At 37.6% G+C, this 15794-nt stretch carries 12 protein-coding genes; 11 read left to right on the top strand and 1 reads right to left on the bottom strand.

The annotated features are described in order from the left end of the window. The first annotated feature begins 22 nt into the window (after positions 1–22). The 7 genes from BN1354_RS02170 (at position 23) to BN1354_RS02140 (ending at position 10958) form a co-directional block, all read left to right on the top strand. Entirely contained in the window at positions 23–826 is an 804-nt protein-coding gene (locus BN1354_RS02170; protein ID WP_053826389.1) for a hypothetical protein, read from the top strand. 13 nt (positions 827–839) lie between these two features. Beyond that, the gene (locus tag BN1354_RS02165) at positions 840–3140 is read left to right on the top strand and encodes a beta-galactosidase (protein WP_082331518.1); all 2301 of its coding nucleotides are present in this window, start codon (positions 840–842) and stop codon (positions 3138–3140) included. Then, entirely contained in the window at positions 3133–4113 is a 981-nt protein-coding gene (locus BN1354_RS02160) for an ROK family protein (protein ID WP_053826101.1), read from the top strand. Before BN1354_RS02165 ends, BN1354_RS02160 begins: the two co-directional genes overlap by 8 nt. Continuing rightward, positions 4097–5266 carry an MFS transporter gene (locus tag BN1354_RS02155; protein ID WP_053826100.1) on the top strand — a complete coding sequence of 390 codons (1170 nt, stop codon included), beginning with the start codon at positions 4097–4099 and terminating at the stop codon, positions 5264–5266. Before BN1354_RS02160 ends, BN1354_RS02155 begins: the two co-directional genes overlap by 17 nt. An 81-nt stretch (positions 5267–5347) precedes the next feature. Next, complete coding sequence (locus BN1354_RS02150; RefSeq protein WP_045089901.1) at positions 5348–6109, top strand: sugar isomerase domain-containing protein; 762 nt, start codon at positions 5348–5350, stop codon at positions 6107–6109. Positions 6110–6302: 193 nt separating this feature from the next. After that, a complete protein-coding gene (locus tag BN1354_RS02145; RefSeq protein WP_045089902.1) occupies positions 6303–7556 on the top strand; it encodes a Gfo/Idh/MocA family oxidoreductase in 1254 nt (417 codons plus the stop codon). Positions 7557–7568: 12 nt separating this feature from the next. After that, entirely contained in the window at positions 7569–10958 is a 3390-nt protein-coding gene (locus BN1354_RS02140; protein WP_053826099.1) for a 3-keto-alpha-glucoside-1,2-lyase-like domain-containing protein, read from the top strand. A 301-nt stretch (positions 10959–11259) separates the two neighbouring features. Here BN1354_RS02140 and crcB read toward each other — a convergent pair whose 3' ends face one another. After that, entirely contained in the window at positions 11260–11634 is a 375-nt protein-coding gene (gene crcB, locus BN1354_RS02135; RefSeq protein WP_045089904.1) for a fluoride efflux transporter CrcB, read from the bottom strand. A gap of 212 nt (positions 11635–11846) precedes the next feature. Here crcB and BN1354_RS02130 point away from each other — a divergent pair, with 212 nt between their 5' ends. The 4 genes from BN1354_RS02130 (at position 11847) to BN1354_RS02115 (ending at position 15732) form a co-directional block, all read left to right on the top strand. After that, positions 11847–12356 (top strand): hypothetical protein, encoded by a 510-nt coding sequence (locus tag BN1354_RS02130; protein WP_053826098.1) that lies wholly within the window; start codon positions 11847–11849, stop codon positions 12354–12356. A 29-nt stretch (positions 12357–12385) separates the two neighbouring features. Next, a complete protein-coding gene (locus BN1354_RS02125; protein ID WP_045089906.1) occupies positions 12386–12787 on the top strand; it encodes a phosphoribosyltransferase in 402 nt (133 codons plus the stop codon). Next, complete coding sequence (locus BN1354_RS02120) at positions 12784–14694, top strand: TonB-dependent receptor (RefSeq protein ID WP_053826097.1); 1911 nt, start codon at positions 12784–12786, stop codon at positions 14692–14694. The genes BN1354_RS02125 and BN1354_RS02120 overlap by 4 nt, the downstream gene beginning before the upstream one ends. A 96-nt stretch (positions 14695–14790) precedes the next feature. After that, a complete protein-coding gene (locus BN1354_RS02115; protein WP_045089908.1) occupies positions 14791–15732 on the top strand; it encodes a DUF362 domain-containing protein in 942 nt (313 codons plus the stop codon). Positions 15733–15794 lie beyond the last annotated feature (62 nt).

The following is a 15794-nucleotide window of genomic DNA, read 5'->3' as shown; positions in this document are numbered from 1 at the left end:
CTCACTTTTAAAATCAATAATTATGAAAAATATAATATATCTGTTTATTACAACAACATTATTGTTATTTTCATGCGATCCTATAGAGAACAGGGATACGTTGCCACCTTTAGAAAATCCTGATAAATTAGCCGAAGCGATAAACCTTAAAGTTGAAAGTACTTTCCCTGGTGGGAATATCATCGCTTTAGGTATAGATGAGGGTTTTCAAGTCCATTGGGATGCAGAAGGTATAAATTCTTTTAAAAATAAAGATACAATTCGTTTAAGAACAATCGGAGAAAAAACTATCATCTGTAATGTCTTGACAAAAGGAGGTATAGTCAGTATAAAGAGAACAATAAATGTAACTTCAGTTCCAAATCTGATTGAAGAACCTCTAGCTTTCCTTATTGACTATTTTGGAGATGGTAAAACTTGGGTTTATGCAACTGATTTTAGCAATGGAACTCTTCACTGGTTCCTTTCAGCACCGTATGCATGGGACGAAATATGGTGGCTGCCAATAGCTGATGGTGTTGTATCTGAAGATGGCTTTCAATCGGAATTATTCTTTGAAAAAATAGATGACAAATTATTTTTGACTGTAGTAAATTCTCCGGGTGATGAACCACAAGTCAGTGAGTTTTTATTTAATCCAGAAGAAATGACTTTAACAATAGTCGAAGATATATTCCCCGGAATGGACCATGCTTATAAAGACACTTTCCAGATTAAAATACTTAACGAGAATGAACTAGTACTATTTCAAGATGGTGCAGGAGCTGCAAAAAACACAGGGTGGACCTGGAGATTTAAAAGAAAAGGATATAAATATTTAAATTAAATTTAAAATCATAATGAAGATACAGAGTTTTTTAATACTAGTTTTATTAGTATTTAGTTCAACCTTAACCATGAGTGGACAGGTTAAAAGTGATAATGTGAACATTGAAAAAGATTTCTTCCCCTTCTCAGTGTGGTACAGTGGAGGAAAGGCGCGCGCACCAATGTTAAGTAAGATAACAGAATCATCTGAAGCAGAGTGGAGAAAAGATCTGCAACAGATAAAAGATCTGGGATTTAATACTGTAAGAACATGGGTTGAGTGGGCAACTTGTGAACCAGAACCTGGAAAATACAACTTTGAGAACCTGGAACTGCTTATGACACTCGCTGAAGAGGTCGGACTTAGAGTTTTTATTCAAGTATATGTTGACTCGGCTCCTGATTGGGTGGCTCACAACTTTCCGCATGCACTTTTTGAGGCTCAAAGTGGTGATATCGTTGTGCCACAATCAGCACCCGGTGCATGTATGGATAACAAAGAGGTTGAAGATGCTATTCTGAACTTTTATAAAGAGACAGCAAAGGTAGCCAATAAATACCCAAACCTGTTTGGATGGGACCTGTGGAGCGAGCCTCATATTATTAACTGGGCTTCACTGGATTATGTTCCAAACATCCAGTTCTGTTTTTGCGATGGTACTCAGAATAGGTTCAGGATATGGCTAAAGGAAAAATATCAGACTCTTGATAATTTAAACAAAGCATGGTATCGTAATTTTACTGACTGGAATCAGGTAGAAGCACCCAGATTCAGTACAATACTCAGCTATACAGACTTTGTTGACTGGAAGACCTTCATTTATGAAAAACTTGTTGGGGATATGCAGGCAAGGTATGATGCTATAAGAGAAATTGATCATACCAGTTTGATAACTGCACATGCTGTTGGTGCATCTCTTTTTCAGTCGCCACACGTTGGAGCAGGTGCAACGGATGATTTTCTGATGGCTCGACCATTGGATTATTATGGTGTTTCTATTTATCCAAAACATAACAGACCCGAAGGTGCATGGTCAACAACAACTCTACGTACGGTGATGGATTTTACAAGAAGTGCAAACCGCGAGAATGGAGGTTGGTTTGTTGGTGAATTACAAGGAGGACTTGGTACAATCTCATTGCTTATTAGTGATCCGGTAACTTCTAATGATCACTCAATATGGGCATGGTCAGCAATTGCAAAAGGAGCCAAAGGTGTAAATATTTATGCATACTATCCTATGTCAACAGGCTACGAGGCCGGTGGTTATGGGTTAATTAATCTAGATGGAACATTAACAGAACGCTCTGTTAATGCCGGTAAAATTGCTGATGTTGTAAACAAAAATCAGGAGCTTTTCCTGAAGGGTATACCGGTTAAAGCTAAAGTTGGGATCGTGTATAATCCATTAACTCAAATGGTAGGAGGAATGCAACGCAGAGATTACCCCGCTGCTATGAGTCAGTCGCTAATTGGATACTTTCAGTCGTTTGCTAATCATAACGTTCCTGTTGATTTCATCCATAGGGAGCATATCGAAAAAGGAGAGCTTTCACAATATAAACTCATAATTCTGCCCTACCCTATAATGTTCACTCAAGAGGCAGCAAAGGAACTAAGAGAGTTTGTAAGTAATGGTGGTTATATTCTTGCTGAAGCACGTTTTGGATGGAACGACGAACGTGGTTTTGCTTCAGAAATTATACCTGGCTTGGGTATGCATGATATTTTCGGAGCAAGAGAAGATGAAGTGAGAATGAGAGAAAATGTTACATTTACAATAAACGGCGATAATCATCCTGTACTTAAAGGATTTAAATCAGGCGATCTTTTAAATGGCTCTTTATATTCACAATCAGTAAAACTTCTTGAAAATAGTAATGCCAAAGTTTTAGCTACAACCTATGAAGGAGATCCTGCTATTATTAGCTCACAATATGGTAAAGGTGAAGCAATACTTGCCGGCACATATTTGGGTATGGCAAATTTTAGTGAAATAGTACCTAATAACGATAAATTCTTTTTAAACCTTTTGAACTGGGCTAAAATTAAACGTCCGTTTACCACATCAGAGGATGGCAGAAGCAGCAATCAAATTGAGGTAAGACTTCAAGACAGTGATAAAGGTTATTTACTTTTCCTAATTAACCATAGTGTTAACAATGAGACTATTGAAATAGATCTTAAAGTTGACTATGATGGTATTTTCACATTGAGGGATGTAATTAATGAAGAGAGTAAAAATATAAACAGTAGAGGCAACATCTTAAAGCTAAACTTATCAGTTAATAGCAGAAATGCCTCTGTTTTTGAAATTTATCGTAATGAGTGATAAAAAGATTATTTCTATTGATATAGGTGGAACTAAAATTTCCGGTGCAATATTTTCTATAGAAGGTAATATGAGCCACTTCACTAAATTATACTTGGATGGTCGGTATGGTGATGAGGCTGGTAAACTGGTTATTGAGTTATTAGACAAACTGATCAGCGATTCAGGAAAAGACATTAATAAAATACATGGTATAGGTATCTCAGTTCCAGGTATTATATATTCTGAAGATGGAACTGTATGGGCACCAAATATAGAGGGATGGGTCAAATATCCATTATTGAATACAATAAAAAGATATTTGAACAATAGCGATATCCAGGTTTGTATTGAGTCAGACAGAACCTGCTACTTGTGTGGAGAACTGTGGCAAGGTGCAGCAAAGGGGTCTGAAAATGTTGTATACATAGGGGTTGGCACCGGTATAGGCGCCGGTATTATGGTAGACAGCAAACTTCTTCACGGTTTTGGTGATATTGCAGGGTCTGTAGGCTGGATGGCTCTGCAGATACCATATAGTGAAGAATACGACAAATGCGGTTGCTTTGAATATTATGCCTCAGGCAATGGTATTTGCAATAGGGCAATAGAACTCATTAAGCAGAGTCTTGATTACCAAGGTTTCTTTTCTGATAAAGTTATTGAGGATATAACAACCAAAGATATTTTTGAAGCATATTACTTAAGTGACCCTATAGCTACAAAGGTGATAAACAAGGCAATACAATTGTGGGGAATGGCAAGTGCCAACATTGTAAGTTTACTTAATCCTGAGAAAATAATCTGGGGAGGAGGAGTGTTTGGTCCTGCGGTAAAATTGATCCCTGAGATTTATAAGGAGGCTTGCATGTGGGCTCAGCCAATCAGTATTAAGCAGGTAGAGTATCTCCCTTCAGGTTGTTCGGGTGAAGCAGGATTAAAAGGAGCAGCATATCTAGTATTAAAACATATTAAGCATGGAAAACAGATATAATAAAATCAAGGTATTTATCGCAGCATGTATCGGTATGTCGTTCTTCGGAATATCAATAATTGTTCTGGGATCGATTCTTCCAATATTATCCGATAAATTTGCTCTTAACACTGCTCAAACGACTTCTTTGGTAGCTTTTCTTCCGATTGGAATGTTGATAGGTTCGGTGATATTCGGACCAATTGTAGATCAGCGTGGATATAAGGGACTTTTGATTTTAAGCAGTTTACTGGTATTGGCTGGTTTAGAAGGGGTTGCTTTTCTTGATAGTGTATTTTTAGTTCAGATTAGTATTTTTCTTATTGGCTTTGGAGGAGGTATCCTTAATGGTGAGACTAACGCTCTAGTATCTGTAATCTATGAAGACACAAAAAGAAACTCAATGCTTAGCTTTTTAGGTGCTTTTTATGGACTTGGTGCTCTTGGAATTCCTGTTCTACTTAGTGCTTTTCTTAAAAACTATCCATTACATCAGATATTTACAGGTATTGGAGTTGTAATGTTTTTACTTATAATCTTCTGTGCTGTAATCAAATACCCTGAAGCCTCACAGAAACAGGGCTTCCCTATATCTGCAGGTTTCAGACTATTAAAGAGACAAGACTTGCTGCTGTTATCTTTCATACTTTTTTTTCAGAGTGGTATAGAGGGAGTGGTTAATAACTGGACTGTTTTCTACCTTACCGATTTTGGTTTTCTGGAGCATTCAAAAGCATTATTAACAATAACGGCGATGACGGCTAGTTTGACTGTAGCGCGACTCATACTTGTCTCTTTGCTTAAAAGATTTTCTCAGAACAGGATTCTTAATATAAGTATTTTAGTTGCTATTGCAGGAGTACTGTTAATGATTCAACCTGTCTATATAACTTCTCTGATTGGAATGATGCTTGTTGGATTTGGCATAGCATCCACATTCCCTATCGTACTAGGAATTATTGGAACAAAATACCCAACTATGTCGGGTACTGCATTCAGTATAGCATTGGTATTTGCCCTACTGGGAAATAATATATTAAACAGTGTTACCGGTATTTGGTTAGACAAAAGCGGTGCTTATGTTTATCCTTTAATTCTTGTGATATGCTTTTTAATAATACTTCTGATTTATAGTCGTGTTAAAAAGCCGAATCAAACTGTTGTGGTGCGATAATCCCGCACTATATCATAGATCTGTAAATAAATATTCATAAATAATAATATCTAATCAGTAACTATTTAAATTTAAAAAATTATGCTAGCAAAAGAGTGGTTAAAGAATGCATATGAGGTGATGAATAATATCGAAAACACCCAACTTGAGAATGTAAGAAAAGCAGCTGAGATTATGGCTGACTCGATTGAAGCAGGAAGATGGGTACACACTTTTGGCTGTGGACATGCAACTATCCCTGTAGAGGAAATGTACCCACGTATTGGTGGTTTTGTAGGTTTTCATCCGCTTGTTGAACTTCCGCTTACCTTTTTTACTCAGATTAAAGGCCAGATGGGAATTCATCAATTCCTATTTTTAGAAAGAGCCGAAGGTTATGGAATTGAAGTAATGAAAAATTATGATTTTGATTCTAAGGATTGTTTATGGCTGTTTTCTCATACCGGTATTAATGCAGTCAATATTGATGTTGCTTTGGAAGCAAAAAAATTAGGAATGAAAGTAATTGTTTTTGGATCGGCAGAACAGACTAAAGGTAAAAAATCCCGCCACTCCTGTGGAAAAAATCTGTTTGAACTTGCAGATGTTGTTGTTGATTCGTGTGTACCTCTGGAAGATGCTTCTGTACCACTTAAAAATCATTTTGATAAAGTGGGACCACTTTCTACGATGGGGTTCATAACGTTGGTATGGGTTACAGTGACGACTGTTGCTGAGATCCTGGCTGACAGAGGTGTAAAATTGTTTATACACCCTTCACATAATTTACCTGGGGATACAACTGCTCATGAACGCCTGGATAATGCGCTTTCTGAATATAAAAAGAGGGTGAAGGTTTTATAAAGACTATGACAGTTTTTATCTAAAACTTAATTCTCATAAAATAAACAGGTTAAATAAAACCTCTCCTATGCACTTTTTAGCAGGGAGAGGTTGTTTTACTTTAATAACACTTTAACTATTTTAAAAATAATCACTATTTTTGTAAAAATCAATACATAATAACAGACATATATATTAATACACAAACTATCTTATGACATCCAGAAGACAATTTTTAAAAACATTAGGCGGGGTTTCTCTCCTGACTATTGTTCCCCGACATGTATTGGGGAGAGGCATGATTGCCCCGAGTGACCAGCTCACAAAAGGGATAATTGGTGTTGGAGGAATGGGGCGCGGCCACATACCTTATGACAATACCAGAGTGGTAGCAATGTGTGATGTTGATAAAAATCATCTGTCACAAGCAGCAGCATTGGTTAAAGATAAAATCAATCTTTACCATGACTTCAGGGATCTGATCATTGACAAGAATGTTGATATTGTTCACATCGCAACACCTCCTCACTGGCATGGAATAATGTCAGTTGAAGCTGCGAAAGCAGGTAAGGATATTTTCTGCGAAAAACCGATGACTCGTACAATTGGTGAAGGCAAAAGAGTTAGGGAAGCGATTAAGCAACATGGAAATATCTTCAGACTTAACACTTGGTTCAGATTCAAAGATCAGTTCTACGGACTTGGAACACCTGTAAAACCTCTTAAAAAACTTGTTGATAGTGGTTTGCTGGGCTGGCCACTAAAAGTTACTATAAGTAAGCATACAGGTTTCGACTGGAAGTTCTATTGGGTAGGAAAAACAGATCTGGAACCGCAGCCAATCCCTGCAGAATTAGACTATGATATGTGGTTGGGACCAGCACCTTACAAGCCATACAATGTTCACCGTACTCATGGTACTTTCCGTGGATACTGGGATTATGATGGCGGTGGTCTTGGTGACATGGGTCAGCACTATATCGACCCTGTACAATACTTACTGGGAAAGGATAATACCAGTCCCGTTAAAGTTGAGGTTGATGCCCCACAGCAACACTTCGATGCAGTAGGAACATGGCGAAGTATTACTTATACTTACGAAGACGGATGTCAGATAGTTCTTTGGGGTGGTGATTATGGTGAACCTGACACTCCTTACATTGCAGGACCAAATGGTAATGTATACAGGAACTTCGTTTGTGATATTCCTGATTGGGAAAAGAAACTTGCTGAGTTCCCAGAACCAAAGGAACAAAACACTGATTTCATTGAATGTATACACAACAGGCAGAAGTTTGCACTAAATGAGATAAACGGACATCGTTCTGCAACAATAGTAAATATGGGTGCTGTTGCACTTCAGCTTAACAGAACGCTGGAATATGATCCAATTAAGGAATTGTTTGTAAACGATGAGGAAGCAAACAGATTTATAGATCAACCTATGCGTGCACCTTGGACTATTTAATTTTTTAATATTATGAAACATATAAAGATAATTTTAATAGGTATCTGTTTTTCTTTAGTGGCAGGATTGTATGCTCAAATGCCAAAGGGAAGAACAAATGCTACAATCGTTGCCGATGCTTTGGCACAACTACCTGCTGACACACAAGGCAAATTTAATCAGACAATTGCCGATCTGGTTTCAACCGGCGAAGAGGGTTTGACAGACCTGATAAACAGGCTGCATGCACCCGGAAAAGGTAGTAATGAAACTGTTGAATATGCTATTAGTGGCTGGACACATTACGTAGCTAAGGATGATGCACAGCGTACTGCTACTGCAGCTGCTTTCCGTAAAGCATTGAGTAATCCACTCGACAAAGATACTAAGGCTTATATAATACGTCAACTGCGTACAATAGGAGGTGATGAGGATGTTGAAACACTTAGTGGTTTTCTTAATGACGAATATCTTTCTGATCCTGCAGCTCAAGCTCTTGTCAGCATTGGGACAACGAAGGCTAATGCCGCTTTGCATAGCTCTCTCAACTCTTCTGCTTCTGAACTGATTAAGTTGAATATAATTAATGCTTTAGGACAAACAGGTTACAGTCCGGCTGAACCGGTTATTCTTAAAATGCTTAATGAGTCTGTATCTGAAAAAATGCAGCAAGTAGCTGTTACAGCATTGGGGAACCTTGGCACTAAAGAATCAATAAGAACACTGCGCAACCTGGCTGAAAAGAATGATTATGCTTATCAGAAAAACAATGCTGCTGAATCATATATCAATCTCCTGAGTAAATTGAACAGTGCAGAACCCAAAACTATTAAAAAGGAGGCTGAAAGATTGATCAAAACAGCTACAAAACTTAACAGACAGGATTTGAAGATAGCGGCTACAAGAATTCTCCTGAAACAACCTTCAGCTAATGTATCCAGTATACTTAAAAATGTCATTAAAGATGGTAACCTGGCATATCTTACAGGGATACTTTATACATATCCTTTCCATAATGATAGTAAATCAGTAGATCTGATACAGAAAGAGATTGCCTCAAACAGATCTCCACAAGTACAGACTGCACTTATTTCATGGTTAGGTGAAAATCCAACTACAAACAGTGTGTCACTCTTGAGAAATCATGTAAACTCGTCTGACAAAATGGTTCAGAAGGCTGCAACAATTGCGCTTGCTAAGATTGGCGGTGATGATGCACTAATTGCACTTGCCGGCCTACTAAAAAGTAGTGATGAAGAGTCGGTTACACTAGCAAAAAATGCTCTTTTAAGCTTTGATGGTGATATTGCTTATACTCTAGCATCTGTTTTCAATGACTCAAAAACTATTGGCAAGAAGGCTGTACTTGACCTGATCGCTAATCGTAAAATGGATGCTCAGTATAATTTGGTTTATAACCAGATGTTTATTGACGATAAAGAGGTGAAAGCAGCTGCAGCCAATGCATTGAAGGATGTTTCGACAGATAAAAATCTTAACGACCTGTTTACTCTTCTTGAGCAATCTGATTCTGAATATGTTCCAGCAATCCAGCAAGCAATAAATGCTGCACTTAAGAGTTTGCCATCAGATAAACAAATTGAACTGGTTACTGACATGATGAATAAATCCCCTAACAGACATCTGTATTATAGCGCAATGGCAGGAATTGGATCTACTGATGCAATCAGTCAAATTACTAATGCTTATAAAAATGAGAGCGGTTCTAACAAGGATGCTGCGTTTGATGCACTTTCAAAATTTGAATCATTTCATGTGATTTATCCTATGTTGGATATTGTTCGTTCAAGCAGTAATAATCAGGAGAAAGAGAAGTTTACAGATGCTATAATAAATGTGATTCGCAGATCTGATGAAACTGGAACTGTTAAATACCTCTATTTAAGAGAAGTGATGCAGTTTGCTCAAAATGACAGGCAGAAAAACACCATACTCAGGTTATTAGGAAATACCGGTCAGTATCAGGCTATGCTTTTTGCTGTTCCGTTTATGGATATTCCAGAACTTAAAGAATCTGCCGCAGTAACTGTTATGAATATTGGTATTTCTGACCCAGCATTTGCTGGTGAACTCACAACTGCTGCATTAAAAAAGGCTGCTGAAACTTTATCAAATCCTGATGCAGATTATCAACGTCAGTCAATCAACAAATTTCTTTCTGAAAACCCAACTGAGGGAGGTTTTGTTTCTCTATTTAATGGAAAAAATCTTGATGGATGGAAAGGACTGGTTGCTAATCCGATCGTGAGAGCTAAAATGAGTGCAAAAGAGCTTGCAGCAGCACAAGTTAAAGCTGATCAACAGATGGCTATGGACTGGAAAGTTGAAGATGGTATGATTATATTTGACGGTAAAGGTTATGATAACCTTTGTACCGAAAAACAATATGGTGATTTTGAAATGCTGGTCGACTGGAAACTATACCCTGGTGCTGAACCTGATGCAGGTATCTATCTTCGTGGAACCCCCCAGGTGCAGATGTGGGATACAGCCAGAGTTAATGTAGGAGCACAGGTTGGCTCAGGTGGACTGTATAACAATCAGGTTCACATGAGTAAACCGCTTAAGCTGGCTGACCAGAAAGTGGGAGAATGGAATAGTTTCATTATCAGAATGATTGGTGAAAGAGTATCTGTATGGCTTAACGGTGAACTGGTTACTGACAATGTCATATTGGAGAACTTCTGGGATAGAAAGCAACCTATTTTCCCGATTGAGCAGATCGAATTACAGGCTCATGGCAGTAAAGTTGCTTACAGGGATATTTATATTAAAGAGATACCACGTCCAGAACCATTTGTACTTTCAAAAGAAGAGGAATCTGAAGGGTTTAAAATTCTTTTTGATGGAACTAATCTGGATGAGTGGACAGGAAACAAAGTAGATTATACCGTAGAGAGTGGAAATATTGTTTTATATCCTACAACAACAGGATCAGGTGGCAATCTTTATACAAAAGATCAGTTTGACAATTTTGTCTTCCGATTTGAATTCATGCTTACTCCTGGAGCTAATAACGGACTAGGAATTCGTACACCTATGGAGGGTGATGCAGCATATGTAGGAATGGAACTTCAGATTCTCGATAATGATGCACCCATCTATGAGAATCTCGAAGAGTATCAGTTTCATGGCTCTGTTTATGGTGTGATTCCAGCAAAAAGAGGGGCTTTAAAACCATTAGGAGAATGGAACTATCAGGAGGTTATTGCTGATGGAGATAACATTAAGATTACTCTTAATGGAACAACAATTCTGGAGGGCAATATCCGCGAAGCTTCTAAGAATGGCACCTTGGATGGTCGCGATCACCCTGGGTTGCTAAACAAAACAGGTCATATAGGTTTCCTGGGTCATGGTTCGCCTGTAAAATTCAGAAATATAAGAATCAAGGAACTATAGAATTCAAACTTAATTTCTCATAATTTATAGTTTAACAGGAGGATGGCCAATGTGCTATTCTCCTGTTTTTTTTAATCAGTAATAATTTATTCTTTCGGATTTTGTTCAATCATGTCAAAATTGGATCCTATTGATTTTTGTTAAAATCATACTGTAACTTTTTACAGCACAAAGTAACCTGATTCTAACTTAGGTCTTACCATGGTCTTACCATCGCCTTATAATGTTCTTTAATAGAAAACTAAGATCAGACTAAACACTGAATTAAATTTAATATATATAAGAATCAGATATTACAGAACTACATTGTAAGTTTCATACCGCCCCATACTGCAATCAAACCCAGTGCAACACCTAATGAGGTGTATAATGTAAATAAGCCCCTTTGATTGGTCTCAAGCAACCGTAAATTCTCAAATGCAAAAGTAGAAAAGGTAGTATAACCACCACAGAATCCTACAATAAATAGCAAACGAAACAGCTGATTCTCCGGCTGATGTGAAAGCATCCATCCTGAAAGTAAACCGATAAGGAAACAACCTGTAATGTTAACTGTAAGAGTACCGGTAAATATCCACTCTTGGTTTACAAATCTGATTATTACACGGGATACAATAAATCTGAATATACTCCCAATACCCCCGCCTATTCCAACATATATTATGTCCTTCCACATATTTGTGTAGTTTGTTGATTGCAAAGTTATTTATAAATCTGTATATTTAACAATAAAAAAATATTAACTGCTAAATACAAGAATGTTTTTGCTTTTTTTAAATAAAAAATAACAGCTAATCTCGGTATTAAACGACTTTTTATGCATAGATTTGTAACCTACGTTAAATGATGGCACAGGAATTTAATTTAACAACATAATAAATACATGCTATGGCTACAACCGCTAAACTTTACTCTCTAAGCTTAAATAACACAAATACTTACCTTATTGCAACGGTATTTATTGTCGGTAACCTTCTGTTGCCTCAACTGGCACACCTGGTTCCACAGGGTGGATTTATTTTTCTACCTATTTATTTTTTCACTTTAATTGCTGCCTATAAGTATGGTATTCATGTAGGACTCCTCACTGCAATACTTTCACCACTTGCCAACAATCTGATATTTGGAATGCCTCCTGCAGCAGTTCTACCTGCAATAATTATCAAATCTGCAATACTGGCTGTAGCTGCTGCAACGGCTGCTAAGCATTTTGGAAAAGTATCGCTATTAGGCATCCTCTTGGCTATAATTACATATCAGGTTATTGGAACCGGTATAGAATGGGCAATGACTCAAAACTTCATGGCTGCTGTTCAGGATTTCCGTATAGGTGTACCGGGTATGTTGATCCAGCTCATAGGAGGTTATTTTGTTTTAAAAGCATTGGCTAAAGTCTGAACAGACTTTCAAAGCCTTAATTGTGTAGAATGACAAACAATAAGTCTTTTGAAGAAGTACTGCATCGGTTTCGTGAGATACAATTTCACGAAACTTTTGATATAATAGTTGCTATAGCCAACGGTGGTATTATTCCCGCTGCTATTATCAATCAGAGACTGAACATAGACATGCATCTATTAAAAATTAACTTACGTGACCCCAACCAGAAACCTAAGTATGATACACCTAGATTGATTTCTCCAATAGATTTCGAATACAGGGATAAAAATATTCTTCTGGTTGAAGATCGTATTAAAACAGGGGCGACTGTAAAATTCGCCATCGATCTTTTACATGATGCCAGGCAAATAAAAACATTCGCTGTAAACGGAAAGGCTGACTATTCACTATACGACGAAGCGTGCTTCAAATTCCCCTGGATAATATGAGAATATTTACTCTCTTATTTTTTTTCATCTGTATACTGTTATCTCCGCTGTATAGTGGTGTTCGTTACTTTATTGATTATGACGAATCATACGGTTTAAATGATACCATCATACTGGATGATATCGTTGTTACAGGTACAATGCCTAAAGTAAATCTTAGGAATGTACCTATGAGCATCTCAGTTGTAACAGGAAATAAGATTACACAAAGGTTACAACCTTCGCTTCTTCCATTATTAGCTGAAGAGGTGCCCGGACTCTTTATCTCACAACGTGGTGTGATGGGTTATGGTGTTGCTGCCGGTGCTGCAGGAGGAATGAGCATCAGAGGGATTGGAGGCTCACCAACTTCAGGTGTCTTAGTACTTATTGACGGTCACCCTCAGTATATGGGCTTAATGGGTCACCCACTGGCAGACAGTTACCAGTCGATGATGACCGAACGTGTAGAGGTCGTTCGCGGTCCCGCATCTGTATTATATGGGTCAAATGCAATGGGCGGGGTAATAAATATAATTACCCGGAAACAGGAGTCTGATGGAAGTCACAAGTCAGCACAATTTTCTTATGGAAGTTATAATACTCTGAGTGCTGAACTGTCGGGTGGATTTAGAAAAAGTCAATTTTATACTAATGGTAGTCTGAGCTATAATCATTCAGACGGACACAGAGAAAACATGGACTTTGAACAATTTAACAGCTATATTAAAGCCGGATATGATTTCACAGACAATTGGAATAGTTTTATAGACGTCAACCTCTCAAAATCATTAAGTTCTAACCCTGGAACTGTTACAAGTCCGATTATTGATAATGATGCTGACATCCTGCGTGGTGTAGCATCTGCTTCTTTAGAAAATAACTATGACAATACTTCAGGTGCAGTAAAGCTATTCTATAATTTTGGCACTCACAACATTAATGACGGCTATAACGATTATTCAAGTTTTATACCTGATTATCGTTTTAGATCAAACGACCAGATGTTTGGTGCTTCAGCATACCAGTCATTTAGTTTTTTTGAAGGAAACAAAACAACTGCAGGTATAGATCTGCAGCGCTTTGGAGGTGAAGCAATCACCAAATTTCCCAATGAACCAGCAAGAGATTCTACTCAGGTAGATATACACTTAAACAATGTAGCTGTTTATCTGAACGTTCAGCAAACAGTAATGGATGAACGACTGACATTTAACGCGGGTATCAGACTTGATCATCATGAACTAAACGGTTCTGAATGGGTACCTCAACTTGGATTAAGTTTTACACCTACATCTTATACTTCGATAAAAGGGATTTTAAGCAAAGGTTTCAGGAATCCTACTATAAGGGAATTGTATATGTTTCCTCCACGAAATGCTGACTTGAAGGCGGAGCGACTTATGAACTATGAAATATCGCTGCTTCAGATGCTCCCGGAAATCGGAATCAGTCTGGGTATTAACCTGTTCTATATCAAAGGTGATAATATTATTCAGACTCAAATTGTTGAAGGAAGACCATTGAATGTAAATAGTGGAGAAGTTGAAAACAGAGGGTTTGAACTTACTGCTAACTATAATATATCAGAGGAATTAGGATTATCTGCCAATTACAGTCTGCTTGATATGACATACAAAATAATTGGAGCTCCTGAACATAAGTTTTACGTGAATGCCAATTATAATATCGGCAATTGGGAAATATCTTCCGGTGTGCAATATTTGGGAAATCTGTATACTGCTGTAAGACCTGAACCGGTTACAGAAAACGTTTGGTTATGGAATGCCAGGGTTAATTATAAGGCACTTGAATGGCTGAATATATTTGTAAGAGGAGAAAATTTGCTTGGTGAAAAATATGAAATAAATATAGGATATCCTATGCCGGGTGCTACTGTTTTCGCGGGAATAGGGATCGATTTATAGATAATAAATATAAAATGTTGACTTAATAGGGTGTTTAAAACACTCCATTTGAGATTATCAGAAATGAAAACTGAAAAATCGAAAAAATTAAATATTATGGACCGACGGAAATTTTTACGTTCAGTAGCTCTAACAGGAGCTGCCATTACAACAATGAAGGATGCAGATGCCATGAGCATACTTTCACAATCTTTCCAAACCAGTAATGCCACTGCCAAGTATGATCTGGTTGCAGTAATGGGAGGAGAACCTGAAGCTATGTTTCGCAAGGCAATTGAGGAGATGGGGGGTATGAAAAACTTCATAAACAAAGGAGATAAAGTTTGCATTAAACCCAATATTGGTTGGGACCAACCAGTTGAGATGGCTGCGAATACTAATCCTAAGCTTGTTGCTGAAATCATTAAACATTGCTTTGAAGCTGGTGCTTCTGAGGTGAGGGTATTTGATCATACTTGCGACGATTGGCGCAAATCTTATGCTAACAGCGGAATAGAAGAAGCTGCTAAAAGAGCTGGAGCTGAAGTTTTACCTGCACATCAGGAGTCTTATTATAAAACAGTTTCAATACCAAAAGGCAGAAACCTGAAGAGTGCGAAGATTCATCAGGCTATTGTAGACAGTGACAAGTGGATAAATGTACCAGTATTAAAAAATCATGGTGGAGCACAGCTTACTATTTCTATGAAAAACTATATGGGTATAGTTTGGGACAGGGGATTTTTCCATGCAAACGATTTACAGCAATGTATTGCAGATATATGTACTTATGAAAAAAGACCCGTTCTGAATATAGTGGATGCTTATAGACTAATGAAAACTAGTGGACCAAGAGGTAAATCCCTTTCTGATGTAGTGCTTTCAAAAGGTCTGTTCATGTCTCAGGACATTGTAGCTGTTGACACTGCTGCTGCAAATTTCTTTAATCAGGCACGCGAAATGCCACTTGAGAATGTTGCTCATATAGCAAAAGCTCAGCAGTTGGGCCTGGGAACCATGGAGCTGGATAAACTGAATATCAGAAGAGTTAGGATTTAATTTTAATCTTAAGTTAATTGATTCATTATTTATGATAACCCGATAATTAATCGGGTTATCAT

It is taken from the genome of Lascolabacillus massiliensis, from assembly GCF_001282625.1.
GTDB lineage: Bacteria > Bacteroidota > Bacteroidia > Bacteroidales > Dysgonomonadaceae > Proteiniphilum > Proteiniphilum massiliensis.
This window is presented reverse-complemented; position numbering and strand designations above follow the sequence as displayed.

Bases quoted from the DNA above. Each gene is read 5' to 3' on its own strand.
- BN1354_RS02160 (WP_053826101.1), top strand. From the start codon at position 3,133: ATGAGTGATAAAAAGATTATTTCTATTGATATAGGTGGAACTAAAATT.
- BN1354_RS02115 (WP_045089908.1), top strand. From the start codon at position 14,791: ATGGACCGACGGAAATTTTTACGTTCAGTAGCTCTAACAGGAGCTGCC.
- BN1354_RS02125 (WP_045089906.1), top strand. From the start codon at position 12,386: ATGACAAACAATAAGTCTTTTGAAGAAGTACTGCATCGGTTTCGTGAG.
- BN1354_RS02150 (WP_045089901.1), top strand. From the start codon at position 5,348: ATGCTAGCAAAAGAGTGGTTAAAGAATGCATATGAGGTGATGAATAAT.
- BN1354_RS02170 (WP_053826389.1), top strand. From the start codon at position 23: ATGAAAAATATAATATATCTGTTTATTACAACAACATTATTGTTATTT.
- BN1354_RS02120 (WP_053826097.1), top strand. From the start codon at position 12,784: ATGAGAATATTTACTCTCTTATTTTTTTTCATCTGTATACTGTTATCT.
- crcB (WP_045089904.1), bottom strand. From the start codon at position 11,634: ATGTGGAAGGACATAATATATGTTGGAATAGGCGGGGGTATTGGGAGT.
- BN1354_RS02155 (WP_053826100.1), top strand. From the start codon at position 4,097: ATGGAAAACAGATATAATAAAATCAAGGTATTTATCGCAGCATGTATC.
- BN1354_RS02130 (WP_053826098.1), top strand. From the start codon at position 11,847: ATGGCTACAACCGCTAAACTTTACTCTCTAAGCTTAAATAACACAAAT.
- BN1354_RS02145 (WP_045089902.1), top strand. From the start codon at position 6,303: ATGACATCCAGAAGACAATTTTTAAAAACATTAGGCGGGGTTTCTCTC.
- BN1354_RS02140 (WP_053826099.1), top strand. From the start codon at position 7,569: ATGAAACATATAAAGATAATTTTAATAGGTATCTGTTTTTCTTTAGTG.
- BN1354_RS02165 (WP_082331518.1), top strand. From the start codon at position 840: ATGAAGATACAGAGTTTTTTAATACTAGTTTTATTAGTATTTAGTTCA.